The 25,826-nt window shown below is 67.1% G+C and carries 15 protein-coding genes; 8 read left to right on the plus strand and 7 right to left on the minus strand.

Going from position 1 to position 25,826, the window contains the following annotated elements; translation table 11 throughout:
• The first annotated feature begins 64 nt into the window (after positions 1-64).
• Complete coding sequence (locus A5752_RS06090; RefSeq protein ID WP_067083400.1) at positions 65-502, plus strand: Hsp20/alpha crystallin family protein; 438 nt, start codon at positions 65-67, stop codon at positions 500-502.
• Between the two features lie 51 nt (positions 503-553).
• On the opposite strand, the gene A5752_RS06095 is transcribed toward A5752_RS06090, so the two are convergent.
• The gene (locus tag A5752_RS06095) at positions 554-865 is read right to left on the minus strand and encodes a hypothetical protein (protein WP_067083327.1); all 312 of its coding nucleotides are present in this window, start codon (positions 863-865) and stop codon (positions 554-556) included.
• Between the two features lie 10 nt (positions 866-875).
• A complete protein-coding gene (locus tag A5752_RS06100; protein ID WP_067083329.1) occupies positions 876-1,634 on the minus strand; it encodes an isocitrate lyase/PEP mutase family protein in 759 nt (252 codons plus the stop codon).
• 111 nt (positions 1,635-1,745) lie between these two features.
• On the opposite strand from A5752_RS06100, the gene A5752_RS06105 reads away from it, so the two are divergent.
• The 5 genes from A5752_RS06105 to A5752_RS27685 all read left to right on the plus strand — a co-directional run bounded on the left by A5752_RS06105 (position 1,746) and on the right by A5752_RS27685 (position 6,078).
• The gene (locus tag A5752_RS06105) at positions 1,746-2,039 is read left to right on the plus strand and encodes an Rv0250c family protein (protein WP_067083331.1); all 294 of its coding nucleotides are present in this window, start codon (positions 1,746-1,748) and stop codon (positions 2,037-2,039) included.
• Between the two features lie 46 nt (positions 2,040-2,085).
• On the plus strand, positions 2,086-2,925 hold the full coding sequence (sdhC, locus tag A5752_RS06110) for a succinate dehydrogenase subunit SdhC (protein WP_067083332.1): 840 nt from the start codon (positions 2,086-2,088) through the stop codon (positions 2,923-2,925).
• Positions 2,926-2,958: 33 nt separating this feature from the next.
• Positions 2,959-4,974: a fumarate reductase/succinate dehydrogenase flavoprotein subunit gene (locus A5752_RS06115; protein ID WP_231983334.1), complete on the plus strand. Its 2,016-nt coding sequence runs from the start codon at positions 2,959-2,961 to the stop codon at positions 4,972-4,974.
• Positions 4,971-5,723, plus strand: a complete 753-nt coding sequence (locus A5752_RS06120) for a succinate dehydrogenase/fumarate reductase iron-sulfur subunit (protein ID WP_067083334.1) — start codon at positions 4,971-4,973, stop codon at positions 5,721-5,723. Before A5752_RS06115 ends, A5752_RS06120 begins: the two co-directional genes overlap by 4 nt.
• Before the next feature lie 193 nt (positions 5,724-5,916).
• Entirely contained in the window at positions 5,917-6,078 is a 162-nt protein-coding gene (locus tag A5752_RS27685) for a hypothetical protein (protein WP_090277640.1), read from the plus strand.
• A gap of 53 nt (positions 6,079-6,131) precedes the next feature.
• Here A5752_RS27685 and A5752_RS06125 read toward each other — a convergent pair whose 3' ends face one another.
• Entirely contained in the window at positions 6,132-6,620 is a 489-nt protein-coding gene (locus A5752_RS06125) for a flavin reductase family protein (protein ID WP_067083403.1), read from the minus strand.
• A 181-nt stretch (positions 6,621-6,801) separates the two neighbouring features.
• Here A5752_RS06125 and A5752_RS06130 point away from each other — a divergent pair, with 181 nt between their 5' ends.
• Positions 6,802-7,470 (plus strand): GAP family protein, encoded by a 669-nt coding sequence (locus A5752_RS06130; RefSeq protein WP_067083335.1) that lies wholly within the window; start codon positions 6,802-6,804, stop codon positions 7,468-7,470.
• Between the two features lie 4 nt (positions 7,471-7,474).
• Here the strand turns inward: A5752_RS06130 and pe are convergent, their stop codons facing one another.
• The 4 genes from pe to A5752_RS06150 are packed head-to-tail and all read right to left on the minus strand — an operon-like array spanning position 7,475 to position 14,810.
• On the minus strand, positions 7,475-8,611 hold the full coding sequence (gene pe / locus A5752_RS06135) for an acyltransferase PE (protein ID WP_067083337.1): 1,137 nt from the start codon (positions 8,609-8,611) through the stop codon (positions 7,475-7,477).
• Entirely contained in the window at positions 8,608-10,350 is a 1,743-nt protein-coding gene (locus A5752_RS06140; RefSeq protein ID WP_082963764.1) for an AMP-binding protein, read from the minus strand. The genes pe and A5752_RS06140 overlap by 4 nt, the downstream gene beginning before the upstream one ends.
• Positions 10,347-13,361, minus strand: coding sequence for an MMPL/RND family transporter (locus A5752_RS06145; RefSeq protein ID WP_067083338.1), 3,015 nt, complete (start codon positions 13,359-13,361; stop codon positions 10,347-10,349). The genes A5752_RS06140 and A5752_RS06145 overlap by 4 nt, the downstream gene beginning before the upstream one ends.
• Positions 13,362-13,388: 27 nt before the next feature.
• Positions 13,389-14,810, minus strand: a complete 1,422-nt coding sequence (locus A5752_RS06150; protein WP_067083406.1) for a condensation domain-containing protein — start codon at positions 14,808-14,810, stop codon at positions 13,389-13,391.
• Between the two features lie 179 nt (positions 14,811-14,989).
• Here A5752_RS06150 and A5752_RS06155 point away from each other — a divergent pair, with 179 nt between their 5' ends.
• Complete coding sequence (locus A5752_RS06155; RefSeq protein WP_067083408.1) at positions 14,990-25,816, plus strand: type I polyketide synthase; 10,827 nt, start codon at positions 14,990-14,992, stop codon at positions 25,814-25,816.
• Positions 25,817-25,826: the final 10 nt, after the last annotated feature.

A 25,826-nucleotide genomic window follows, 5' to 3' on the forward strand; every position in this document is an offset into this window, starting at 1 on the left:
TTGACTCAAGTTTTATTGGGTGAGCGACCGGCAGCGGGCCGGCCCGAACAACGAGGAGGACAGTATGAGCACGTTGGCATTGCGGACTCGTCCCGCGTGGGATCTGGACCGGTGGGTACGCGACTTCTTCGGCCCCGCGACCGCAGAGAGCTGGGCCACGGGGGCGTTCACCCCCGCCGCCGAGATCGTCAAGGACGGCGATGACGCGCTCGTCCGCGTCGAGCTCCCCGGCCTCGACGTCGAGAAGGATGTGAACGTCGAGGTCGACCGCGGCTACCTCGTCATCCACGGTGAGCGTCGGGACGAGCGGTCGGAAGACAAGGACGGTCGCACGCTGCGCGAAGTGCGTTACGGGTCGTTCCGTCGATCGTTTCGCCTCCCCGAGCACGTCACCGGCGGCGACATCAAGGCCGAGTACGACGCGGGTGTGCTGACGGTGCGGATCGCCAACGCCCACAAGGGCCCCGAGACGCAGCGCATCGCGATCGAGGCCAAGAAGTAAACAGTCCGACACGGAGCCGGTGGACCCTCGAGGTCCACCGGCTTCGTCGTATCACTCCTGCGTCGGAGTCGTGGTGGGTTCCCCCGACGGCTCGGGCGTCCTGACCTCCGGCGGCGGCTCGGGCGCCCTGACCTCCGTGGTCTCCACGCTGGGCATCGTGTAACTGGGAGTGGTCGTCGTTGTGGTGGTGTACGTCAACGGAATCGAGGTGGCCGCCGGTGGCGGCACGGTCGCGGGAACCTTCGCGGCGTCGGACGTGCGCAGCACCGCGTAGATCAGGATCGCGACCAGCACGGCCGCGACCACGCCGGCGGCCATGACCAGCGACTGGTCGTCCTGCCAGTTCAGATCGTCGTCGGACACGTCGTCCCCTCTAGACCCAGCGCTGCAGCATCTCTTTGGCGTGCGCCGACAGCGCACGCTGCAGGAAGGGGCCGAAACTCACCCGCGCCACGCCGAGCGGTCCGAACGACGCGGGGTCGTCCTGATCGGGCAGGCCGATCGCATTCACGGGAAGTGATAACTCAGATGTCAACCGCTGCAGGACATCCGGTTCATGACGGCCGACCGGATAGAGCACGTCGGCGCCCGCAGCGGCCGCCTCGGTCAGCCGGGCGATCGCACGGTCTACGCGATCGGACTCCTCACCGTCCTGCCGCAGGAACAGATCGGTGCGCGCATTGATGACGACGTGCACGCCCGTCGCGTCGGCCGCTTCGCGGAGCGCGCCGACAAGTTCGGCGTGTTCGCTCGACGAACGCAGCCGGCCGTCCTCGCTGTGCACGGTGTCCTCGATGTTGAACCCGACCGCGCCGGCCTCGAGCAGACCGTCGATCAGCCGCGCGGGCGGTTGGCCGTAGCCGGATTCGAGGTCGACCGACACCGGCACGTCGACCGCCGCGGTGATCTGCTTGACACGGGCGATCACATCGTCGAACGACATCCCCTCACCGTCGGGCTTGCCCACGGAATCGGCCAGCGGATGGCTGCCGACGGTGAGCGCAGCAAATCCTTCGTCTACCGCGAGCCGAGCCGACCAGGCGTCCCAAACGGTCGGCAGAATGACCGGGTTGCCCGGTTGGTGCAATGCCAGCAGGGCGTCGGCCCGCTCTTTGAGGACCTGGTCGGGCATCGGGCCTTCTCCTTCGGTTTGACGTGATCTGTCTCACGGTGCACTGCATGATGTAGCTAGCATCGGGTGTCGTACTGTGATGCCTGACACCCTTCAGCCCAAGGAGGTCAATTGTCCAGCACTACCGAACTTGCCGAGCTGCACGAGCTAATCGGAAGGCTCCGGCGGTGCGTGACGTCGCTGGCGTCGAGGTACGGGGACACCCCGGCGACGCGTCGAATCGTCAACGACGCCGAACGCCTCCTCAACGACATCGACCGTCTCGACATTGACGCCGAAGAGCTGGAGCTGGCCCGAGGCGTGGTGCACCACCACGCCGGAGACCGCATCCCGATCCCGGACACCCAGTACGACACCGATTTCTGGCGCGGTGTCGACGACGAAGGGCTCGGCGGCGTCCGCTGACGCGGCCCACCGAGTAACCGGGACAACTCAACACCGAAAGGCAACAGTGAGCGCACCCACCGCCGACCGCAAGGCGACCGGCGTCTTTTCGCCGAGCCGTGCCGAGATTCCGCAACGCACCCTTCGCACCGACCGGTGGTGGCAGTCACCGCTGATCGTGAACCTGGGGTTCGCGGCGTTCATCATCTACGCGACGGTGCGCGCGTTCCTGCAGAACAACTACTGGGTCGCGGAGTACCACTACCTGACGCCGTTCTACTCGCCGTGCTTCGTCAAGTGGAACGAGGCGACGCAGAGCGGATGCATCCCGGAGGCCAGCCATTTCGGGCAGTTCCTGCCTGACGTGTGGTGGCTGCCCTACGCCGCGGTGTCGCTGCCGTTCCTGCTGCTGTTCCGGCTCACCTGCTACTACTACCGCGGCGCCTACTACCGGTCGGTGTGGCAGTCGCCGACGGCGTGTGCGGTGCCAGAGCCCAGGGCGCACTACACCGGCGAGACACGGCTGCCCCTGGTCATCCAGAACACACACCGCTACTTCTTCTACATCGCGGTGCTCATCTCGCTCGTCAACACGTACGACGCGATCGCGGCGTTCCGCTCGCCGTCCGGTTTCGGATTCGGTTTAGGCAATGTGATTCTCGTCGTCAACGTGTTGCTGCTGTGGACGTACACGGTGTCGTGCCACTCCTGCCGTCACGTCGTCGGCGGACGGCTCAAGCACTTCTCGAAACACCCTGTCCGGTACTGGATGTGGACCCAGGTGAGCAGGCTGAACACCCGGCACAAGACCTACGCGTGGATCACCCTCGGCACGCTGATGCTGACCGACTTCTACATCATGCTGGTGGCCAGCGGGACCATCTCTGACCTGAGATTCATTGGCTGACGCCCTAATTCGATCGGTAGTGAGGTTTATTTGATGGCGGAATCTGATGCTCTTCGCGCAAGCGGCTCATCGGAGTCTGATGCTCTTCGCGCAAGCGGCTCATCGGAGTCTGATGCTCTTCGCGCAAGCGGCTCATCGGAAATAGAACGGCACTCCTACGACGTCGTCGTCATCGGTGCCGGCGGCGCGGGATTGCGTGCGGTCATCGAGGCGCGCGAACGCGGCCTGAAGGTCGCGGTGATCACGAAATCGTTGTTCGGCAAGGCCCACACGGTGATGGCCGAGGGCGGCTGCGCCGCGGCGATGGGTAACGCGAACCCGAAGGACAACTGGCAGGTCCACTTCAAGGACACCATGCGCGGCGGGAAGTTCCTCAACAACTGGCGCATGGCCGAGTTGCACGCCAAGGAAGCGCCGGACCGGGTGTGGGAGCTCGAGACCTACGGCGCGCTGTTCGACCGCACCAAGGACGGTCGGATCAGCCAGCGCAACTTCGGCGGCCACACCTATCCGCGACTGGCCCACGTCGGTGACCGCACCGGTTTGGAGATCATCCGGACGCTGCAGCAGAAGATCGTCTCGCTGCAGCAGGAGGACAAAGAGGAGTTCGGCGACTACGAGGCGCGTATCCGGGTCTTCCACGAAACGACGATCACCGACCTCATCAAGGATGGCGACCGCATCGCGGGGGCGTTCGGCTACTACCGCGAGGGCGGCAACTTCGTCCTGTTCGAGACGCCCGCGGTGGTGCTGGCCACCGGCGGCATCGGCAAGTCCTACAAGGTGACGTCGAACTCCTGGGAGTACACCGGAGACGGTCACGCGCTGGCGCTGCGGGCGGGCGCGACGCTGATCAACATGGAGTTCGTCCAGTTCCACCCGACCGGCATGGTCTGGCCGCCCAGCGTCAAGGGCATCCTGGTCACCGAGGGTGTGCGCGGCGACGGCGGAGTGCTGAAGAACTCCGAGGGCAAGCGCTTCATGTTCGACTACATCCCCGCGGTGTTCAAAGGCCAGTACGCCGAGAGCATCGAGGAAGCCGATCAGTGGCTCAAGGACAACGACTCGGCGCGCCGCACCCCGGACCTGCTGCCCCGCGATGAGGTGGCCCGCGCGATCAACTCCGAGGTGAAGGCCGACCGAGGCACCCCGCACGGCGGCGTCTACCTCGACATCGCGTCGCGCCTGCCCGCCGAGGAGATCAAGCGCCGGCTGCCGTCGATGTATCACCAGTTCATGGAGCTGGCCGAGGTCGACATCACCAAGGAGCCCATGGAGGTCGGGCCGACGTGCCATTACGTCATGGGCGGCATCGAGGTCGACCCGGACACGGGTGCGGCCAAGACGCCGGGACTGTTCGCCGCGGGTGAGTGCTCCGGCGGCATGCACGGCTCCAACCGGCTGGGCGGCAACTCGCTGTCGGACCTGCTGGTGTTCGGCAGGCGCGCGGGAATGGGCGCGGCGGACTACGTGCGCGCGCTCGGTGACCGGCCGAAGGTGTCCGACACCGCGGTCGACGAGTCGACCAAGCTGGCGCTGCACCCGTTCGAGGGACCGTCCAACGGCGATGCCGCCGAGAACCCGTACACCCTGCAGCTGGATCTACAGGACACGATGAACAGCTTGGTCGGCATCATCCGCAAGTCCGAAGAGGTCACCGAGGCCATCGACAAGCTCAAGGAGCTGCGCGAGCGGTACAAGAAGGTGCGGGTCGAGGGTGGCCGGCACTTCAACCCCGGCTGGCATCTGGCGCTCGACCTGCGCAACATGATCCTGGTCAGCGAGTGCATCGCCAAGGCGGCGCTGGAGCGCACCGAGAGCCGTGGCGGGCACACCCGCGACGACTATCCGTCGATGGATTCGAAGTGGCGCAAGACGCTGCTGGTGTGCCGGGCTGAAGGCGAGACCGTGGTCCCCGACATCAGCATCACCCCGCAGGATCAGGTACCCATGCGCGACGACCTGCTGGAGCTGATCGACATCGAAGAGTTGGAGAAGTACTTCACCTCCGAAGAACTCGCCAACCACTCGTCTAGGAGGGGCGCATGAGCTACCAGGCAAAGATGCGGGTGTGGCGTGGCGACGACAACGACGGCGCGCTGCAGGACTTCTCGGTAGAGGTCAACGAGGGCGAGGTGGTCCTCGACATCATCCACCGGCTGCAGCAGACCCAGGCCGGCGATCTGGCCGTGCGGTGGAACTGCAAGGCGGGCAAGTGCGGGTCCTGCTCGGCGGAGATCAACGGCAGGCCCCGGCTGCTGTGCATGACGCGGATGTCGACCTTCGACGAGAACGAGGTCATCACCGTCACCCCGTTGCGCACCTTCCCGGTGATCCGCGACCTGGTCACCGACGTGTCGTTCAACTATCAGAAGGCCAGGGAGATCCCGGCGTTCACGCCGCCGAAGGATCTGCAGCCCGGCGAGTACCGGATGGCGCAGGAAGACGTCAACCGGTCACAGGAGTTCCGCAAGTGCATCGAGTGCTTCCTGTGCCAGAACGTCTGCCACGTGATCCGTGATCACGAGGAGAACAAAGAGGCGTTCGCCGGTCCGCGGTTCCTGATGCGTCAGGCCGAGCTGGACATGCATCCGCTCGACGTGCACGCGCGGCGCGCGGAGGACGCGCAGGAAGTGCACGGCCTGGGCTACTGCAACATCACCAAGTGCTGCACCGAGGTCTGCCCCGAACACATCAAGATCACCGACAATGCGTTGATCCCGATGAAGGAGCGGGCCGCAGATCGCAAGTACGACCCGGTGGTGTGGCTCGGCGACAAGCTCTTCCGGCGACGGTAGGAGCCGGCACAAACAGCCTGAGCCGGCGACGGTAGGAGCCGGAACAAACAGCCTGAGCCGGCGACGGTAGGAGCCGGAACAAACAGCCTGAGCCGGCGACGGTAGTCGTCCCGGCGTCTCACGACACCCCACGCACACGATTCCGCAGGTACCCTGCGGGTAAGCGGCCAATCAACGACGAAAGGTTGCAATCGTGACACTTCGACACCCGCACAGCATCAACGACATTCGTACCGCGATCCGCGAGCTCAGCACCCGCGCGGCTCTGGCCCGCAAGGAAGGCCGCGCCGCCGACGCCGACGAACTAGAGCGACGGGTGGCCAGGTATCGCGACGAGCTCAGCGAGCGGCCCTGATCTAACGGCTTGGGTGCGCTTCCGCTCGCCGAGCGACCGGTTGCGCACCGAAATCACCCGTTGCCGAGGCGGCGGAACGTGCTGCGGTGGAACACGATCGGTGCGACGTCGGCGTGCACCGTGATGTCACAGACCCGGAGGATCACGATCGTGTGATCGCCCGCGGGAACCAGCTGCTCGATCGCGCTCTCCAGCCATACCGCGGTGCCGTCGATGAAGACCGCACCCGATTCGCGCGACACCGTCGCCAGGCCGGCGAACCGATCGCCGGTCTTGGCGGCCAGGGTGCGCGCGGCGTCGTCGTGGGCCTCCCCCAGCACGCTGATCCCGAGCGACGGAAGATCCTTGAGCTTGGGCCAGGTCTCGGAGGTGTTCTGCACGCAGAACGACACCAGCGGCGGGTCGAGCGAGACCGGGACGAACGTGCTGGCCGCCAGCCCGACCCTGGTGCCCTCCACCTCCGCGGCGATAGCGATGACACCGGACGGGAAGTGCCCGAACGCTTCGCGCAGTGTCGCCGGGCTGAGATCAGTTGCGCTCATATCCCGTCCATCTTCACACGCGCCCGCGATCGGGGGCCACGTGCGGACCACCCAGCGGACCGCCATCGACCGTGGCCGCAGCGGGGGTGAGGGTCGGAATCGTCGTGAACGCAACCGGTAACCTGACGCCCATGCTCGAGCCGCCCGCGGATGACCGGTAGGCCGAGGACCGACGAAATCCATGTGGATGCCGCTCCTGGTGATGGCCGTTGCCGTCAGCCTCGAGCCGTTTCGCGTCGGCATGACGGTCCTGATGCTGAACCGCCCGCAGCCGACCCGTCAGCTCCTGGCCTTTCTCGCCGGCGGATTCGCGATGGGAACGGTCGTGGGCGTCGTCGTGCTGTTCGTGCTGCGTCCTGCGTTGGGGTCGGCCCGGTTCACCCTGCCGAAGGTGCAGATCGTGGTCGGCGCCGTCCTGCTGCTCAACGCGGTCCTGGTGGTCACGGGCGTGTGGGCACGCGGGCGTGAGGTAGCGAGCGTGGCGGAGGCCAGGGTCGGAACGCTCGCGGGTCGCGCCCGGCGGATGCTCGAGGGCCGGTCGCTGTGGACGGCGGGTGCCGCGGGCCTGGCTATCGCACTGCCGTCGGTCGACTACCTCGCCGCGCTCGCGCTGATCGTCGCCTCCGGCGCCGCCACCGCGACCCAGCTGAGCGCGTTGGTGCTGTTCAACGTCGTGGCGTTCGCGCTCGTCGAGATCCCCCTGCTGTGCTACCTGGTGGCCCCCGACCGCACCCGCGCCGCCCTGACATCGCTGTACGACTGGCTGCGTGCGCAAGGCCGTCGCGGGGTCGGCGCGCTGCTCGCCGTCATCGGGTGCGTGCTGCTCGGTGTCGGGTTCGCCGGGCTATGAGTGTTCAGGGTTTGGGCTGGTTGTTCAGCACGTACTGGAGCCCGGAGAGCAGCTGCGACACCGGGTCGGCGGCACCGCCGAAGGCGGCCTGGGTGGCGGGCGCCGTGACCGCCGCGGGGTCGTAGCCGTTCACCGGGTCCACCGTGATGGGCGCGGTCAACGGATTGTCGTTGCGTGAGTAGCCCGCGTCTACGTACGGCTTGAGAACCCCGTCCAGTTTGATCAGCGTGTCCTTGTCCACTCCGAGGTACTTGAACGGCAGCACCAGCGGCAGATGCTCCTCGGGGATCATGAACGTCGTCGTCTTCGCCCCGCGGGAGTTGACGGTGGTGCGGATGTTCTGCGGCGGCACCATGCTGGGGTCGGTGAACGCGACCGCCGTGTGCCCGGTCGCGAGCCCGACGATCGCGTTGGCGACGGACATCCAGTTGTCCGGCCGATCCGGCCAGTCGGCGATGCTGTCGTAGGCCGAGATGAACTGATAGGTGTCGTACTGGCTTTCGACCGGCGGCGGGATGCGGTAGTCGAGCGACGGCACGACGCTGCCGACGGGGAACATCTGCGTCAGGAAGCTCTCGCCGAAGGCGTGCCGCGCCACCGGGTCGCCGTAGGTCGCGAAGCTCAGCTCATTCGGTGGCGGCGCGGCCGGGTCGTACGCCAGGCGCGCTTTCACGTCGTTGAGCACCATGGCGCCCTCCGACAGGCCGATCGCGGTTCCCGAACCACCCGCCTTGATGGCCTCGATCACGTTGGGCGCCCCGACGTCGACGGACTCGCCGACGCTGGGCCCGTCGATTCCCAGACCTGGGAAGTCGTCGTCCAACCGGCCGATGCCGGGGAACAACCGCTCCAAGGTGTGGCCCTGGACCTGCCCGGCGGGGTAGTCGACGATCTGGCGGTCCAATCCGGGGAACCAGTCGGCGCCCGTGCGCATGATGTATTCGTCGTACGGGATGCCCAGCACGTGCGCGCCGCCCAGGGCGTACGCGCGCCCGGGTGTGCCCAGCGGCGGCGGACCGTCGCCGGACGGGGCCGGCTTCGGCGGCGGTGGCGGCTCGTCGGCCACCGCGATCCCGAGCCCCAAACAGCCTGTCGCGCCGAGTGTCGTCAGCGCAGCGCCGAATGCGAGGAACCGCTTCATTGCACGTCCAATCGCGTGAACCGACCCTGTTGATAGTGCTCGACACAGGCGGCGCGGCGGATCTTGCCGCTCGTCGTCGTGGGGATCGAACCGGCGGGCACCAGCACGATGTCCTCGACACTGACCCCGTGTTTATTCGAAATCGCCGCGGTCACATCGGCTTTGGTCGTGGTGAGCCGGCGCATTGTATCCTCGTCGAGGTCGGCAGGTTTCTTGAGTTCGATGACGGTGACCAGCCGCTCACTACCGTTCACCGGGACCGCGATCGCCGCGACCCGTCCTCGGGCGACCTCCTGCACCGTCGCCTCGATGTCCTCGGGATAGTGGTTACGGCCCCGGATGATCAGCAGGTCCTTGATGCGACCGACGATGAACAGCTCGCCGCCGTGGACGAAACCGAGATCGCCGGTGCGCAACCACGGGCCGCCCGGTGTGCCCGGCGACGGGTCGACAAGCGTTGCGCCGAAACAGCTCTGCGCATCGCGAGGTCTCCCCCAGTAGCCGTCGGCGACGTTCTCCCCGTGCAACCAGATCTCGCCGACCTCCCCGGGCGGGCAGTCCCGGCATGTGTCGCTGTCGACGATGCGCAGCGACGGCGATTGCGGCACGCGGTATTTCACCAACGCCATGCCTTCGCCTGCGCCACAGGGCCGGACCTTTCCCGCACCGAGTTCGTCGGCGTCGAAGTGGACGGCGGGCGACGCCTCGTCCCATGTTCCCGTCGCGACGAAGACCGTCGCCTCCGCCAGCCCGTAGGCGGGTCGCATCATGTGATCGCGGAAGTCGAAGTGCGCAAACCGGTCGACGAAGCGGTGCAGCGTCGCGGGCTCGACCCGTTCGGCGCCGCTGATGATGCCGACCACCCCGCCGAGATCGAGTCCGGCCAAGTCGTTGTCGGTCGTCTTGCGGGCGGCCAGGTCGAATGCGAAGTTCGGCGCCGACGACCATGCATGCGGGTTCTCGGCCAGCGCGCGCACCCAGCGGGCGGGCTTCTCGAGGAACGCGACCGGGCTCATCAGCTCCGCGCGGCGACCGCACAGGATCGGCGCACAGACCCCCAGCACCAGTCCCATGTCGTGGTAGAACGGCAGCCACGACACCAGCGTAGCGTCCTGGGGCAGCGGCGACTGGGCGAAGAACTCCCGCATCAGCTGCTCGAAGTTCGCCGTGAGATTGCGGTGGGAGATCTTCACTCCCGTCGGCAATCTCGTTGAGCCCGAGCTGTATTGCAGATACGCGACGTCGGGCAGATCGACGGGCTGGGGAGCCATGTCCGCGTCGGCGTCCAGGTTGAGCGCGTCGATCTCGATGAGCTTGGGCACGATGTCCAGGCGCGACCGGTCGATGAAGTCGCCGACGTCACCCGCGGCGGCAGAGGTCGTGAGGACGACGGCGGGCTGGGTGTCAGCGAGCACCGAACTCACGCGCTCGTGGCCCGAGCCGGGATGGGGCAGCGGCAGCGGGACCGCGATCAGGCCCGCCTGCATCGAGCCCAGGAACGCCAGGATGTACTCCAACCCCTGCGGGGCGAGCATCACCGCCCTATCACCGATCGAGCCGTGGCGCCGAAGCGCGCGCGCGACATTGACGGTGCGTCGTGCCAGTTGCGACCAGGTGAGGGTTTCCCGCACGCCCGCCGAGTCGCGCGAGTATTCGGTGAAGGTGAAGGCGACGTCGTCGGGACGCAGGCTGGCGCGACCGTGAAGCATCGACAGGATCGAGGAATCCGACGGGCTCATGGGTTATCCGTTTCCACTCCGCTTGACGACATGGCCGGGTTGCGTCGCCGCGGAACCGCCACTCGTGATGGCCACCAGTTTGCCCGCCCGACCAGTGCGGCGACCGCGGGCACGGTGATGGTGCGAACCACAAAGGTGTCCAGCAAGATTCCGACGCCGATCACGAAGCCGCCCTGGATGACGATCCCGATGCTGGAGAACAGCAGGCCGGCCATCGACGCGGCGAAGATCAGGCCGGCCGCAGTGATGACACCTCCGGTCGAACCCAGCGTCCGGATCACGCCGTACCGCACACTGTGCGGTGACTCGTCGCGCAACCGCGACACGAACAACATGTTGTAGTCGGCGCCCACGGCGATCAGCACCACGAACGCCAAAGGCGGCACGCTCCAATGCAAATCCTGGCCGAGGAGCAGCTGGAACGTGAGCACCCCGATGCCCATCGCCGCGAAGTACGACACCACCACCGACCCGACCAGATACAGCGGCGCGACGATCGCGCGCAGCAGCACCATCAACGTCAGCAGTACGACGATCAACGTCGCGGCGATGATGAACCGGATGTCCTGCTGGTAATAGTCGCGGGTGTCGCGCAGCGCTGCCGGGAAGCCGCCCATGGAGATCGTGGCGTCGGACAGCGCGGTATTGGGTTGGGCACCCCGGGCCACGTCGTAGATCTGGTTCACCTGATCCATCGCCTCGGGGCTGAACGGATTCAGCTGGGTCTGGATCAGGTAGCGAACCGACCGTCCGTCGGGTGAGATGTACGCCGCAGCAGCCTTTTTGAAGTCCGGGAGGTTCAGCACCTCCGGTGGGATGTTGAATCCGGCTTGCGAGGGATCCGAGGCGTTACTCCGCATGGTCAGCAGGAAGGTCGACGCCTCGTTCAATCCCGCGGCGATCACCTTGACCTGTTTGACGAGGTCGTCCACCCCGCCGGCGACCTCCCGGCTTCCCGTGGCGAGGCGGTTGGCGCCGCGCTGCAAGTCGGTCATGCTGCGCTGCACGCCGCCCGGTTGATCCAGTCCCATCGTGCTGACCGCCTTGGCGACGCTCGCCATCGCTGCGTTGAGGTTGGCCACGGCCTGGTTGAGGGTCTGACGGTCCTCGACACCTTGAAGCTCCTGAGCCAGGCCGTTGATCTCGTCGAGGCTTCCGTCCTCGCGCGCGGAGACCAGCTTCTGGAACTGCATGCGGGTGTCGACACACGAGGGGTTGGCGTCGCACACCGCGTTGCCCTGCAGCGCGGTCAGGACGGGGCCGATCCAGGCGAAAAGGTCTTTGACCGCTCGGAAGTTCAAGCCCATCGAGTTGCCGAGCGCGTTGATGCTCGCGACGAGTTTGGCCGTGATCTCGACGTCGCGCACCAGCTTGTCGCCACCGTATTCAGTGCGTACCGAGGAGAACGTGTCGACGAGGCTTTGGATGCTGGGTGCTATCGCGTTGATCTGCCCGCGCACGTCGGCCAGGCTGTCGGCGAGCGTGTCGGCCCCGTCCCTGAGCTTGTTCAGATCCCCCGTCCGTTGACCGATCTGCGCGGAGCCGTCCGCCAGCCGGTCACCGACGATGCCCGCCTGGAACGTCGCCCGGAACTCCTGCGGCACCTCGCCGAGCGGGCGGGTGATGCCGCTGACCAGACCGATGTCCTTGAGTTGGGTGATCCGCGACGCCAGCTGTTCGAGGTCGGCGAGAGCCCGCGGGTTGCGCAGATCGTGCGGCGACTGGATCAGGACGTACTCGGGAATTGACTGATTGATCGGGAAGTGGCGTTCCAGCGCGGCGTACCCGACCGAACTCGGCGCCTCGGCCGGCAGCACCTTGCGGTCGTCGTAGTTGTAGTCGGCGAACACCGCGATGCCGGCCAGCAGCGCCAGCACGAGCAGGCTGGCGACGAGGTGGGGCACCGGCCTGCGCACGATGCGGATGCCGGAGCGCCGCCAGAACCGGGCGGTCAGTTCCCGCCGCGGTTTGACCCAGCCGCGGGGCCCGGCCACCACCAGGATCGCCGGGAGCAGGGTCATTCCCGCGAGGTAGGCGATGCCGATCCCGATCGCCGACGAGACACCGACGGTCCGGAACACCCCCATCTGCGCGAAGCTCAACAGAAGGAACGTCACGCCGACCGTCGCGGCGGACGCGGTGATGACCTTGCCGATCGAGATCAGCGCCGCTTTGACCGCCTCGTCGAAACCGTGGCCCGAGCGCAGGTAGTCGTGATAGCGGCTGATCAGGAACACCGCATAGTCTGTTCCGGCACCTGCCATGATCGCGCTGAGGAACACGATGGACTGGTTCGAGACACCCGCGCCGGTCAGTTCCGAGAATCCGGCGACGGCGGCCTGCGCGATCAGCAACGACGATCCGATCGTCGCCAGCGGCAGCAGCATCGTGACCACGTTGCGGTACACCAACAGCAGCACGCCGAGCACCAGCGCCGCGATCGCCGCCTCGATCGGCAGACGATCGTTTTCACCGGCGACTGTGAGGTCGGCGGCGGTGGCCGCAGGCCCAGTCAGGTACGCGGTGGCCGGACCGTCCGCGACATTCTGCTCGATCAGGTCCGCTACGCGGTTGAAGGAATCGAAGGCCCGCGGTGTGCCCAACTCCCCCTCGAGGCTGACCGGCAACACCCACGTCGTCTTGTCCTGACTGGTCAAGAAGGGCCGCAGCTGTGGTGTGCCGATGAAGTCCTGCACAGACTCGACGTCGGTGACGTCGTCGCGCAGTACGTCCACCAGCTTGCGATAGGTGGCCTCGTCCGCGGGGGTGAGGCCGTCCTCGTTGATCAGCGCCACCAGCAGCAGGTCGTCGTTGCCGGATTCGCCGAACGCCTCGGCCATCTTCGTGGCGGTGACGCTCGACGGTGCGTCGGCGGGCAGGATCGCGAGCGGATGCTTCTGGGCCATCTCACCCAGCGATGGAACGGTGAACGGGAGAGCGACGAGCATCGCCACCCAGACGCCGATGACCACCCACGGCCACCGCACCACGAGATCGGCTAGCCGCCGCATATCGTCCTCATCTCGACCGGCCCCACGCTATGCGACGCGCCCCCACTGACCGGTGTCGGCGACGCGTTCGGCCACCGATCTCATCGTGTTCATGTAGCGTGCAACGGATTTGCTAGCGACAGCATTATCGGGATGCATGATCGCCATGACGGTGCCTTCGCCGTAGCGGAATATGTAGACGGTCAGCTGATAGGAGAATCGGCCGTCGGGGTAGATCCCGATATTGTCTGCAAGGCCCATATCCGCGGCCGCCAGAACCGCGTTCAGCGGTGCGGCGCCGGCGTGGAAGAAATTGGATACGGGAAAGTTCGGTCGCGGCCAATGCAACGACGGCGCTAATTCGAGCACGCGGTAAAACGGCACCTTGGCCATGTTCAGATTCGAGTCGAATGAGGTCTGCGCCGACCACGCGGCCTCGGCGAACGAGGCGGCTCCGATCGGCACGGTGATCGGGATGAGTCCGGTGAACCAGCCCTGGGTCATGAAATTGTCGGTGGCCGTACGGGAATCGCGCGGAGTGAGGCCGTAATAGGTGAGTGCACCAGTCAGTTCGTGCTCGACCTGGGCGAGGCAGGCAAATAATCCGCCGACGAACCGCGCGCCGACCGCGGAGCACGCGGCCTCAAACCGCTCGGTCTGTGCGGGATTCATCAACACTTCCGACGTCATGTCGCTGCTGGTCGCCTCGCGCGGGTTACCGAGAGGCAATGGGAATTCGGGAAAGCCGCCGCCGTTGCTTTCGGCGAATTCGACCCATGCGGCCACTTCGGGCGTATCGAGGGTCAATTCCGAGGTGCGCTCCCTCTCGCGGATACAGAATTCATCGAAGCTGCCCGGGTCGGGCAACTCAAGCGGCTTACCGCCCCCGCTCAATGCCGAATACATCCCGTTGGCTTCCAACATCGTCGTGCCGATCAATGTGGCGTCGCCGTGAATGTGATCCATCGCCGCGAAGAACGTGAAATGGTCCTCGTGCTGGATAAGTCCGAAGGTGAAACAGCCCCATTCCAACGGGCTCGGTATGCCGACGACGTGACCGCGGATATCGTCGGCCGTCATTCTGCCGTGATCGATCGGCACGAATTCGATGTCCGATGGATTCTCGACCGCGCGACGGATGAACTCACCGTTCTCGGTGTGCTCGAACCAGCTGCGAAATGTGTCGTGCCGACGCAGATAGGAATTCACGGCCTGATCCATGGCCGCGATGTCGCATTCGCCGGAGACCTCGCAGCTCGCAATGATCTGCCTGGAGAAGTTCAATCCCGCCGCGCTCCGTTCGCAATAGTTCCGGAGGTGCTGGCGTTGCATATAGCTGATCGGCACCGAACTGACGGGCGCCCGTCGCGCCGCCTCGGCGGCCGCGGCAGTCGGATGCCAGGACGTGACGGAACCCGGTTTGAGGGACCATTCATCAAGCGCCCCAATCGTAATCTTGCCGATGCGCAATCCGACTCGTCCTCCCAGCTCGGCCGCCTTGGGCCGGCATCGCTCGTGTGGGATCCCGAAAGTGGGAACCGCACGGCCATCGTTACACGTGCAATAGTGTTCGTCGACGCCGATCTCGGGATGGTGCAACTGCAGCAGCCCAGAGTGTGAATGTCACCGTCAACGCACGGAAGGACGGTATGGGACCCGCTGAGCCGCGAACCGACCCGACGCCCCGCTTCGCCATCGTCGGTTACGCGGGACGATTCCCCGGAGCCCGCGACGCCGGCGAGTTCTGGGACCTGCTCCGCGAAGGCCGCGACGCGATCTCCGAGGTGCCGGCCGAACGCTGGAACGCCGACGATTTCTTCGACCCCGACCCCGGGGCGCCGGGCAAAGTGGTGACCCGCAGAGCGGGCTTCATCGACGATGCGACGGGCTTCGACGCGCCGTTCTTCGGGATGTCCGCGCGCGAGGCCAGGATGATGGACCCGCAGCACCGGCTCCTACTCGAGACGGCGTGGCGGGCGGTGGAGCACTCGGGCATTTCGCCGACGGCGCTGAGCGAAACCAACACCGGCGTGTTCATGGGGCTGTCCACCCACGACTACCTCGGCATGGCCTCCGACGAGCTGACGTACTCCGAGATCGAGGCGTACATGGCGATCGGGACGTCTAACGCCGCAGCGGCGGGCCGCATCAGCTACCGGCTGGGCTTGCAGGGTCCTGCCGTGGCCGTCGACACCGCGTGCAGCTCGTCGCTGGTAGCCATTCACCAGGCGTGCCAGGCGCTGCGTCTGAGCGAATGCGACTTCGCGTTGGCGGGCGGGGTGAACCTTCTGCTGACGCCCGCGACGATGATCACGTTCTCCAACGCCCGAATGCTCGCCCCTGACGGGCGATGCAAAACCTTCGACGCGGCGGCCGACGGCTACGTGCGCGGTGAGGGCTGCGGCGTGGTCGCCCTCAAACGCCTCGAGGACGCGGTGCGCGACGGCGATCGGATCCGGGCCGTGATCCGCGGTAGCGCAGTCAACCAAGACGGCGCATCAGGCGGATTGACGGTGCCGAACGGCGTTGCGCAACAGCGGGTCATCACCGATGCACTTCAGCGCGCAGGCGTACGCCCCGGCGACGTCGGCTACCTAGAGGCGCACGGCACTGGCACCTCGCTGGGCGACCCGATCGAGGCGCAGGCGGCTGGAGCGGCGTACGGCGCCGGACGCGACGCCGGACGCCCGCTGCTGATCGGTTCGGCGAAGACCAACATCGGTCACCTGGAGGCGGCCGCGGGCATCGCGGGCGTCATCAAAGTCGTGCTGGCGCTCGAACACGAGGCGCTGCCCAAGCACCTCAACTTCGAGAACCCCTCGCCGCACATTCCGTGGGGCCGGCTCCCGGTCGAGGTCGTCACCGAGACGCTCCCGTGGGAACGCGGCGACCGGCCACGCATCGCCGGTGTGAGCTCGTTCGGGTTCGCCGGCACCAACGCGCACGTCATCCTCGAAGAGGCCCCCGAGGTTGCCGCCGCGGTTTCGCAGCCGGACGCCTCCTCGCGGTTCAGCGTGCTTCCGCTCTCGGCGCGCACCCCCGCTGCACTGAGCCAGACCGCCGAGCGTTACCGCACCTGGATGACCGAGCATCCGGACGCCGCACTGGCCGATGTGTGCTTCAGCGCGGGCGCGGGACGCGCCCACCTGGAGCATCGCGCAGCACTCGTGGTCAACTCGACCCAGTCTGCCGCGGACCTTCTCGGGGCGCTCGCCGAGGACCGCCCCGCGCCGGGCTTGGTCCGCGGGGAGTGCCATGAACCGCCGAAGACGGCCTGGCTGTTCACCGGCCAGGGCAGCCAGTACCCCGGCATGGCGCGCGAACTGTTCGACACTGAGCCGGTCTTCGCCGAGACCATGCGACGATGCGCCGCAGCGGTCGCCGATGTCCTCGAACGGCCTTTGCTCGACGCCGTTTTCGACGTCGACAGCCCGACGGCCGACGAGACGCTGCGACAGACGTCGTACGCGCAGCCCGCGCTGTTCGCGGTGGAGATGGGCCTCGCCCGCCTCTGGCAATCGTGGGGTTTCGAACCCGACGTCGTGCTTGGCCACAGCGTCGGCCAGTACGCGGCGGCCTGCGTCGCGGGTGTGTTCGATCTCGAGGAAGGCGCGCGGCTGATCGCCGAGCGCGGACGGCTGTTCGGCAGCCTGCCGGCGGGTGGGCGGATGGCCGCCGTGTTCGCCGCAGCCGAGCGGGTCGAGGACCTGACCAATGACTTTCCGAGCTTGTCGGTGGCCGCCTACAACGGTGCCAACACCGTACTATCCGGTCCCGCAACCGATTTGGAGGCAGCGGTCGCGCGTCTGGCGGGTGACGGTGTGCGGTGCGAATGGCTCGACACCAGCCACGCCTTTCACTCGGCGCTGCTAGACCCGATTCTCGACGAGTTCGAGTCGTACGCAGATCAGTTTACTTTCGCCGCGCCGCAACGGATCCTGATCGACAACCGAACGGGAGCCGCGCTCGGTAGGAGCACCAAGCTCGACGGTGCCTATTGGCGTCGGCACGCGCGTCAGCCGGTGGAGTTCGCCAAGAGCGTGCGCACTCTCGCCGAGATCAATTGCAAGGCGCTGCTCGAGATCGGACCCCGACCGGTGCTCGCCGCCGCCGCGCTGGCGGCCTGGCCCGATCCCGCGACAGCGCCGAAGGTGATCGCGTCACTGCGGCCGAACGTCGCCGACCACCGGCAGATCTCCGAAGCGCTCGCCGACGCTTACGTGTTGGGCCATCTGCCCGCATTCGATGCTTTGCGGCGGCCGGATGCGCGGAAGGTGGATCTGCCGGGCTACCCGTTCGAACACCGCGAGTACTGGTTCCGCGACGACCGGCGGCCCGCGGGGCAGAGCGTCGCCGACTCACTGCCACCCCAGCGTGTCGTCGACGCGACCGCCGACGATCGCTACGAAATCCGGTGGCACAAAGTCGATGTGCCGTCTCACAGCGATGGCCAGAAATACGAGTGGATCGTCGTCGCCGACGACGCCGATGCCGTCCGGCCGCTGACCGACGCGCTCGCGAACCGGGGCGACACGTACCGGATCGTCGGGCTTCCTACCACCGATGCCGACGGGGACGCGCTGGCGGATGTATTGCGCGCCGCGAGCGTGCCTCGCATCGTGCACGCCGCGGCGATGGAATCCCCTGCGGCGCCGTCCATGCGGTCGCTGCTGCGCATGCAGCACAGGGTGTTGGGCGGCACCCGGCGCCTCCTGCACGCGGCGGCGGCCGCCGAACAGCGGGCATCAGTCTGGATCGTCACCCGCGGCGCGCAACGGGTCACCGACGCCGACGGCGTGAAGCCCGATCAGGGCTGCCTGTGGGGGTTCGGCCGGGCCGCGGCGCTGGAACTGTCGCAGGCGTGGGGCGGCCTGGCCGACCTGGCAGAGTGCACCGTCGACGAATGGTCTCACCTGCTCGACCGGATCACCGCCTCAGCGGGGTCCGGCGCTAGGGACGACCAACTCGCGGTGCGCGGCGCGAACGTCTACGTACCGCGTTTGACTCGCCGACCGGGCCGTACCACATCGCTGCATGTGCGCTCCGACGCAACGTATCTGGTGACGGGCGGGCTCGGCGCGATCGGTATGGAGATCGCCGCGTCCTTGGCTGCGCAGGGTGCCGAACACCTGGTATTGACCAGCCGCCGGACACCCGACGACGACACCCGACAGCGCATCGACGAGCTGGCCACACAGCATGGCGTCGACGTGCGTGTCATCGCCGCCGATGTCGCCGATGCACACGACGTCGCCCGCCTGCTGGCCACCGTCGAGGCCGAGCTACCGCCGCTGGCGGGCATCGTCCACGCCGCCGGCGAGATCGGCACCACCCCGCTGAGCAGCCTCGACGACGCCGAGGTGGACCGGGTGTTCGCTGGGAAGGTCTGGGGTGCATGGCATCTGAGCGAGGCGGCGGCCGACCTGAGCCTCGACTTCTTCGCCTTCACCTCGTCCATCGCGTCGGTGTGGGGCGGGTTCGGACAGACCGCCTACGGCGCCGCCAACGCGTTTCTCGACGGGCTTGCCTGGCGGCTGCGCGAACAGGGCGTCCCCGCGGTCAGCGTCAACTTCGGACCGTGGTCGGCGGGCATGGCCGACGCCGAATCTCGCGCGCGACTCGAACAGCGTGGGGTGCAGGCGCTTTCGCCCGCAGAGGCGCTGACAGGGCTGGCCGATGTCGTGTCGGCGTCCACGCCACAGGGCGTCGTGGCCCGGATAGACTGGACCCGTTTCCTGCCGCTCTATCAGCAGGCGGGACGGCGCGGATTCCTGGCCGAGCTCGAACGCGAACTGCCCACCGCACCCTCGGCCGCAGGGCCCGCGACGCCGTCGGGGCCCACCGAACTGGTCGAGCGCCTCTCCAAGGCGCCCATGCAACAGCGCAAGCGACTGCTGACCAATTACCTGCGCGACGCGGTCGCGGAGGTAACGCGCGTCGATGCGGCGGAAATCCGCGAGGACGCAGGTTTTTTCGACCTGGGCATGGACTCACTGATGGCCGTCGAGCTCCGACGGCGCCTCGAGCAGGGTGTCGGCCGGGAGATTCCGGTCACGTTGGTGATGGACCATCCCCGGCTCTCCGACGCCGCGGACTATCTGCTCGGCGAAGTTCTGGGACTGACCATGCAGTCCGGTGCGGAGCCTCGACCGACGACGGCCACCGCGCTACCGCGTACGGACGAACCGATCGCGGTCGTCGCGGTGTCGTGCCGCTTCCCCGGCGCACCGAACCCGGAGGCGTTCTGGGAATTGCTCTCCGGCGGCGTCGACGCGATCCGGGAAGTTCCCGAGGACCGGTTCGACATCGACGAGTTCTACGATCCCGATCCCGAGGTCGCCGGTAAGACCTACACGCGCTTCGGCGGATTCCTCGACGGCATCGACGGATTCGATCCCGAGTTCTTCGGGATCTCACCGCGTGAGGCCGTCTGGATAGAGCCGCAGCAACGGCTGATGCTCGAGACGGTCTGGGAGGGTCTCGAGAGGGCGGGGTACTCCCCTGCGAACCTTCGCGGCAGCCGGACCGGCGTCTTCGCCGGCGTCGCCGCCAACGAGTACGCGCACCTGCTGTCCTCGGAGTCGGTCGACAAGATCGAGCCGTACTTCATCACCGGCAATGCGCTCAACGCGATCTCCGGCCGGGTGGCGTTCGCCCTCGGGCTGGAAGGACCCGCGGTCGCGGTCGACACCGCATGCAGTTCGGCGCTGGTGGCCGTTCATCAGGCCGTCCAGGCGTTGCGCACGGGCGATTGCGATATGGCGCTCGCCGGCGGGGTGAACGTCCTGCTCAGCCCGGTCACTGTGATCGCCGCATCCCGCGCGAGGATGCTGTCCCCCGTCGGGCGGTGCAAGACCTTCGACGCCTCCGCGGACGGCTACGTTCGCAGCGAGGGCTGCGGCATCCTCGTGCTCAAGAGGCTGAGTGACGCCGAGCGCGACGGCGATCGGATCTGCGCGGTCATCCCCAGCAGCGCGGTCAACCAGGACGGCGCGTCGAGCGGCCTGACCGTGCCGAACGGTGGTGCACAACAACGGCTTATCAACACCGCGCTGACCCGGGCGGGTCTGTCCGGCACCGATGTCGACTATCTCGAGGCGCACGGGACCGGCACCCCGCTGGGTGATCCGATCGAGGTGCAGGCGGCAGCGGCGACTTACGGTGCCTCGCGCGATCCGGACCACCCGTTGCTGATGGGCTCGGTGAAGACGAACATCGGCCACACCGAGTCGGCGTCGGGAGCGGCGGGCCTGATCAAGGTCGTATTGTCGCTGCAGCACGAGGCGATCCCGCCGAGCCTGCACTTCCGGGAGCCCAACCCGCACGTCCCCTGGGAGGCGCTCCCGGTGCGCGTCGTCGACGAGGCCAGGCCCTGGCAGACCAACGGCAGACCGCGCCGAGCGGGCGTGAGCTCCTTCGGTTTCACCGGCACCAACGCCCACGTGATCGTCGAGGAAGCGCCCCCGTCGGCTACCGCGGACGAATACTCATCGGACGGTGCCTCGCTCGAACCCGGCGATCTCCGAGAACCGTTGCACGTGTTGCCGCTTTCGGCGCGCTCGCCCGAGGCGCTGGTCGAACTCGCGCAGCGGTACGGCGACTGGCTGGACGCCAACCCAAAGGTCGACATCGCCGATCTCTGCCACACGGCCGGTGTCGGCCGTTCGCACTTCGAGCATCGCGGCGCACTGGTGGTCGACTCGGTGCAGGGCGCCCGCGAGCTGCTGACCGACCTGGCCGACAACCGCCTCCGACCGGGCGTGGTACGCGGCGAATCCACCGACGCGCCGACGACCGCTTGGCTGTTCACCGGCCAGGGCAGTCAGTACCCGGGGATGGCACGCGAATTGTTCGACTGCGAACCGGTTTTCGCCGACACCGTCACGAGGTGCGCCGAAGCGGTCGATTCGATGTTGCCACGGCCCCTGCTCGACGTGGTGTTCGCGGTCGACCGAGAGACGGGGTCGGCCCTGCGGCACACGTCGTACGCGCAGCCTGCGCTGTTCGCCGTCGAGATGGGACTGGCCCGGCTGTGGCAGTCGTGGGGCATCGAACCCGACGTCGTGCTGGGGCACAGCGTCGGCCAGTACGCCGCGGCCTGCGTGGCGGGGGTGTTCAGCCTCGAAGACGGGGCCCGGTTGATCGCCGAGCGCGGACGGTTGTTCGGCAGCCTGCCCGACGGCGGGAAGATGGCCGCGGTATTCGCCGATGCGAAGCAGGTCGAGGACGTCGTCGGCGAATTCCCGCGGGTGTCGATCGCGGCTTACAACGGTCCGAACACGGTGGTGTCGGGTCCCGCCGAAGAGGTCGAACGGATCGTCGAGCGATTCACCGATGAGGGTGTCCGCTGCACCGCGCTGGAGACCAGCCATGCCTTCCACTCCGAACTGCTGGATCCCGTGCTCGATGAGTTCGAGTCGTACGCATCCCAATTCGAGTTCGCTGCGCCGACGATTCCGCTGGTGTGCAACCGCACAGGCGCCGTGCTCACCGGCCACGCCAACCTGGACGCCCAGTACTGGCGGCGCCATTCGCGCCAGCCGGTGCAATTCGCCGAGAGCGTGCGCACGGCGGCGGCGCTGGGTTGCTCGGTGCTGATGGAGATCGGCCCGCAACCGGTTCTGACCGGAGCCGCCGTGCAGGTGTGGCCAGAGCACGTGACGGCGCCGCGGACGATCGTCTCGCTCCGTAAGGGCGTCGCAGATCGCCGCCAGATCGCCGACGCGCTGGCCGCGGCATACGTCGGTGGCCTGCGACCCGCTTTCGCTGCGCTGCACCCGAAGCCGCGTCGCCGGCTGGAATTGCCTACCTATCCCTTCCAGCGGCGCCGCTTCTGGCCCAAGACCGCCGCCATCGCCATCGACGGGACGGGCAGCGCCGCGTCCTCCGGGCTTCTCGGCAGTGCGAAGGATCTGGCTTCGGGCGACACCGTCTACACCAGCAGGCTGTCGGTGAGATCACAGCCGTGGTTGGCCGACCATGTCATCTACGGGACCGTTGTCGTCCCCGGGGCGACGTATGCCGCCATGGCCCTCACTGCGGTCGGTGCACCGGCGCAGGTGCGCGACGTCATCTTCTACGAACCGATCATCCTGCCCGAGAGAGCTTCTCGCGAGGTCCAGCTCACCTTGCGGCCGCAGGGCGATAGTGACGAATGGCGCTTTCAGGTGCACAGTCGTCCGTTCGGGGAACGCGGTGGCGATTGGTCGCTCAACGCCGAGGGAACGGTCGCGAGCGGGGTCAGTGACCATTCGGGGCCGGAGGATCCGATCGACGAGGCGATCGTGCGGTGCAACCGAATGCGCCCGCAGGACCTGTTCGAGACATTCGCGGACATGGAGTTGGCTTGGGGACCAACCTGGTCCGGTTCTCTGAAGTCGCTGTGGTTCGCCGACGGTGAAGCCATCGGCGACCTGTTCGTCGGTGAAGAGCTGACCGATCAACTCGGCGACGAGCCGATGCACCCGGTGCTGATGGATCTGTGCACCGGCGTCACCTTCCCCGCGTTTCCATCGGAACTGGCCCTAGAACAAGGCGTCAACGACCTGTTCCTGCCGCTGCGCTACGGGCAGGTGACGCTGCACGAGAAGATGCCCCGACGCTTCTACTGCCGCGCTCGATGGCGTACCGGTGAAATCGACAGCGAGACACATGCTTTCGACCTCGACTTCATCAGCCGGGACGGGCGGCCGCTCGGCGGCATCCGAGAGTTCACCGTCAAACGCGCGCCTCGCGAGGCGCTGCTACGAGGCCTAGGCGGGGACGCCACCCGGCTGCTGTACACGCTCGGGTGGCACGAGGTACCGCTGCCCGACACCGATGCGGCGGGACCCGACGGCACCTGGCTAGTCGCCGGATTCGACGAGCTGGCCGAGAACTTGCCTGGCTGTATCGCCCACGACCGTCTAACCGATGCATTGCCATTGGGCCGACAGCTGGCCGACGCGCACGGGCGCGGAGTTCCCTTCTCTGGTGCGGTATGGCGCCCAACCCCGGGGCGACCTGGAGAGTCGAACTCCGAAGCGGTCATGCGGATCGAAGCCGACATCGCCGACCTTCTCGACGCGGTGCACACCATTCAGCGCGGTGAAGCGAAATTGCCGAACGGCCTGTGGATCGTCACCGAACGAGCGGTGGCCACTGAGTCCGGTGAACCCGTCGACCCGGCGCAGGCGGCACTGTGGGGATTCGGGCGCACAACGATCAACGAGGAGCCGGCGCTACGTTGCATGCTCGTCGACTGTGACGGCACGCCGGAAGCGGTTCGCGCGGTGGCCGGCCTCTTGGCAGCACCGGTTGGCGAACCCGAGCTCGCTGTGCGTCAAGGGAAGTTACTGGCGCCCCGACTCTTGCCCTGGGCGCGAAGCGGCCACCTCACAGTGCCGCCGTCATCGGATTATGTCCTTGCGCCCACCGAACGCGGTGCGATTGACAATCTGCGTCTATCCGAAACCGAGCTGTCCCCGCCGGCTGAGGGTTATGTGCAGGTTCGTGTGCAGGCCGCTGGACTGAATTTCCGCGACGTGCTGAACGTTCTCGGCCTGTACCCCGGCGACCCGGGGCCAATCGGTGGCGACTTCGCCGGTGTGGTCACGCACGTGGGCGACGGTGTGACCGGCCTTGAGGTGGGCCAACACGTCTACGGCTTTATGCAAGGCGCATTCGCGAGCCGGTTCAACGTGCCGGCCCAACTAGTCGCGCCAGTGCCCGACGGGCTCAGCCCCGTTGCTGCTGCGACGATTCCCGCCGCGGCGCTGACGGTTCGCCTCGCATTCGATTGGGCGCAGTTGCGGGCCGGCGACCGTGTTCTTATCCACGCCGCCAGCGGCGGCGTCGGACTGTATGCGGTCCAGATGGCGCAGCAGCGCGGCGCAATCGTCTTCGCAACTGCCAGCCAATACAAGCGTGACACGCTGCGCAAGATGGGCGTGGAGCATGTCTACGATTCGCGCACAACGGATTTCGCGGATCAAATCCTGGATGATACCGATGGGGCCGGCGTTGACGTCGTGCTCAACAGCTTGACCAACGAAGGTTTCGTGGAAGCCACCGTACGGGCCACCGCCCAGAACGGTCGCTTCGCCGAAATCGCCAAGCGCGACATTTGGACACCCGAGCAGATGGCGGCCGCCCGACCCGATATCGCCTACGAGATCGTCGCGCTAGATCTCACAGCTCTGCAGAATCCCGACCACGTCAAGCGGTTGCTGATCGAAGTCTCGGACGGCATGGCCAGCCGCGAGTGGAAGCCGCTGCCCGCCGAGATCTACCCGATCACCGAGGCAAGGGCGGCGTTCCGCCGCATGCAGCAGGCGCGCCACATCGGCAAGATCGTGCTGCAGATTCCGAACCCGTTGCACCCGAAGCCCGATCGGAGCTATCTGATCACCGGTGGTCTCGGGGCGATCGGCCTGCACACCGCCGCATACCTGGCGCAGCTGGGGGCCGGCCACGTCGTGCTGACCAGCCGTCGCGATCCCGACGCGGATGCTCAGCGCGCGATCGACCAGATCGCCGAGCGCTACAAGTGCCGGATCCACACCTTCTCTGCCGATGTCGGCGACGAGGCCGAAGTATCGCGGTTACTCGAACGGATCCGCGCAGAGTTACCGCCACTTGCCGGCGTCGCGCACCTGGCCGGCGTGCTCGACGATGCCCTGCTGTCCCAGCAGGATCTCGACCGCTTTCGGACCACGTTGCGGCCCAAGGCTTTCGGTGCCTACCACCTCGACCGACTCACGCGGGACGACGAGCTCGACTTCTTCATCGTCTCGTCGTCGGTGTCGAGCGTCTTCGGCTCGCCCGGCCAGGCGAACTACGCGACGGCCAATGCGCTGCTCGACGGCCTAATCGCGCGGCGTCGTGCGCAGGGCCTGCCCGCGACAGGCGTGAACTTCGGGCCGTGGGCCGACGGCGGGATGGCATCGTCGGAAGCCGTGCGCGCTAACCTCAATGCGCAAGGCCTCGTGCCGCTGGAGCCGTCGACGGCGCTCAGTGCGCTCTCCGAGGTGATCGCGAACGGCACCGGACAGGCGACCGTCGTCAAGGCCAACTGGCAGCGGGCCGCGAAGTTGTTGGGCGCGGCACGGCCGCCGATCCTCGATCTCGTGCTGCCGCGCCCCGAGGGTGAAGTGACCGGCGACAGTGAGCTGCTTCGCCAGTTGCAGGAGATCCCGGTGCCGCAGCGCGCCGGGTTCGTCACCGAGTTCCTTCAGCGCGAGGTGCAGAACTTCCTGCGGCTCGCGCAGCCGCCCGCCGCGACGAGTCGCTTCCTGGACCTCGGAACCGATTCGCTGATGGCGATCGAGCTGCGCAACCGGTTGCACAGCCAGTTCGGCGGCGCGTTCACGATCAACGCGACTGCGGTGTTCGACTATCCGACCATCGGCGGGCTCGCCGAGTATCTCGTCGGCCAGCTACCCGACGCCGAGGGCGCGGAACCCCCTGCGGAGCAACCTGTTTCGGAGGCCGACTGATCGCGCCGGG

The sequence above is a fragment of the Mycobacterium sp. 852002-51961_SCH5331710 genome (assembly GCF_001665535.1).
GTDB lineage: Bacteria > Actinomycetota > Actinomycetes > Mycobacteriales > Mycobacteriaceae > Mycobacterium.

What these genes read in the sequence shown, in the direction of transcription:
- A5752_RS06090 (WP_067083400.1), top strand. Translation starts at nt 65, where the DNA reads ATGAGCACGTTGGCATTGCGGACTCGTCCCGCGTGGGATCTGGACCGG.
- A5752_RS06100 (WP_067083329.1), bottom strand. Translation starts at nt 1,634, where the DNA reads ATGCCCGACCAGGTCCTCAAAGAGCGGGCCGACGCCCTGCTGGCATTG.
- A5752_RS06115 (WP_231983334.1), top strand. Translation starts at nt 2,959, where the DNA reads ATGGCGGAATCTGATGCTCTTCGCGCAAGCGGCTCATCGGAGTCTGAT.
- A5752_RS06120 (WP_067083334.1), top strand. Translation starts at nt 4,971, where the DNA reads ATGAGCTACCAGGCAAAGATGCGGGTGTGGCGTGGCGACGACAACGAC.
- A5752_RS06125 (WP_067083403.1), bottom strand. Translation starts at nt 6,620, where the DNA reads ATGAGCGCAACTGATCTCAGCCCGGCGACACTGCGCGAAGCGTTCGGG.
- A5752_RS06130 (WP_067083335.1), top strand. Translation starts at nt 6,802, where the DNA reads ATGTGGATGCCGCTCCTGGTGATGGCCGTTGCCGTCAGCCTCGAGCCG.
- pe (WP_067083337.1), bottom strand. Translation starts at nt 8,611, where the DNA reads ATGAAGCGGTTCCTCGCATTCGGCGCTGCGCTGACGACACTCGGCGCG.
- A5752_RS06140 (WP_082963764.1), bottom strand. Translation starts at nt 10,350, where the DNA reads ATGAGCCCGTCGGATTCCTCGATCCTGTCGATGCTTCACGGTCGCGCC.
- A5752_RS06145 (WP_067083338.1), bottom strand. Translation starts at nt 13,361, where the DNA reads ATGCGGCGGCTAGCCGATCTCGTGGTGCGGTGGCCGTGGGTGGTCATC.
- A5752_RS06155 (WP_067083408.1), top strand. Translation starts at nt 14,990, where the DNA reads ATGGGACCCGCTGAGCCGCGAACCGACCCGACGCCCCGCTTCGCCATC.